The organism is Candidatus Glomeribacter gigasporarum BEG34, from assembly GCF_000227585.1.
Lineage (GTDB): Bacteria > Pseudomonadota > Gammaproteobacteria > Burkholderiales > Burkholderiaceae > Glomeribacter > Glomeribacter gigasporarum_B.
Map to the genome: position 1 here is coordinate 1 of NZ_CAFB01000009.1, position 1,247 is coordinate 1,247.

3 protein-coding genes are annotated in these 1,247 nt (G+C 58.3%); all 3 read right to left on the reverse strand.

The window, feature by feature from the left end:
- The coding region (locus CAGGBEG34_RS00095) for a DUF4054 domain-containing protein (RefSeq protein ID WP_042687031.1) at positions 1-243 on the reverse strand (243 nt) is incomplete at its 3' end.
- Positions 240-566 carry an STY1053 family phage-associated protein gene (locus tag CAGGBEG34_RS00100; protein WP_006681927.1) on the reverse strand — a complete coding sequence of 109 codons (327 nt, stop codon included), beginning with the start codon at positions 564-566 and terminating at the stop codon, positions 240-242. The genes CAGGBEG34_RS00095 and CAGGBEG34_RS00100, both read right to left, overlap by 4 nt.
- A gap of 1 nt (position 567) precedes the next feature.
- On the reverse strand, positions 568-1,247 hold a 680-nt coding region (locus tag CAGGBEG34_RS00105; protein ID WP_042687034.1), incomplete at its 5' end, for a DUF2184 domain-containing protein.

The window sequence follows — 1,247 nt, forward strand, 5'->3', positions numbered from 1 at the left end:
TGCAGCCATCGGCCCTTTGAGTTGACCGGACGCGCCGCTTTTGGCTGCATCGGCTTGATCGCGCGCGGCGATGACCAGATGATGCGCGGTGCACAGGGCAATGCCGAGCTCGGCGAGTGCGCCCCAGCGCCGCGCATTCACAAACGACTCTGAAACGCCAAGCCAGAAGGCAATTGTTGCATCGCCATAGTGCTTCTGATCGGCAAACTCAGGCAGTACGGCCCGAAACTGCGCCGGCGTCACGGTTTGGCCTTTTTGCCCGATTTCGGGGGATGGGGTACAGGCTCGGACTTCTGCGGCGTTTCCTGCGCTAACGCCTCATCCCCCGCTGAAGGCGCGTCATGCGCCTGCTCTGGGTTCTGCGCGGGCGCCTGCTCTGCATTGGGTACAGGCTCAGGCCACCTCACCGGCTCAGGCGTCGCGACCGGCTTTTCGATGCAATGCGCTTGAACGTACCAGTGTGTAGCCATCGCTTCCTCAACTTCCTGTTCACCCGCTGCAAAAGACCGCTGCGCGCCGTTGTCCAGCTTCAGCAAGAACGGGCGTTCAATATAGATTGCCGTCATTTCAAATCCCATCCCGATAGCCGATCGTGGCCGGATAGACAAACTCCAGTTGACCCAACAAGCACCAGTAGGTCGCGGCCTGGAACAGTGAGCGATACTCAAGCGGCGTGCGCTGAATCTCGGTCAATGGATAGCGGATGCGCTCGTATTCGTTCCGGTACGCGATCATCCGGTCAACCGTCCCCAGGTGTCCCAGCGTGCCGCCCGCGCCTAAGCCAATCAGCCATTTGACCGGCAGAATCTCCAGTTTGCCGCCGCGTTGCGTGCAGATATTGTTCTCCAGCAGATAGCTCAGAATTGAGCGATTGCCCGCGCTGCTGACAATCTGAGACGCGAGATAGCCGAACTGTTCCGGCGGCAGCAATATCCGGTTCGGCATCACCGCCCATCCAGCGGCTTTCCAGGTGGCGTTCAGCAACTCGTTCACATCGGCCAGAATTTCCCGCGGCGTTTTGGTTTTCCATTGCGGCGTGCCGTTCTTGCTGTTCGCGACATTCGACGTGTTCTCGACAATGGGCGCATTCAACAAGCCGTAGAAGCCCAAATCCTTGTCGCCAATATAGACGTTCTCATCGACATCCATCTGATATTTCATCCGCATCGCGTTGAATTGCTGCTCATCGATGGAACGACCGAGCTTTTGCGCGCTCATCAGTTCGCGCATCGTGTATTTGGTTTCGA

Bases quoted from the DNA above. Each gene is read 5' to 3' on its own strand.
- CAGGBEG34_RS00100 (WP_006681927.1), bottom strand. From the start codon at position 566: ATGACGGCAATCTATATTGAACGCCCGTTCTTGCTGAAGCTGGACAAC.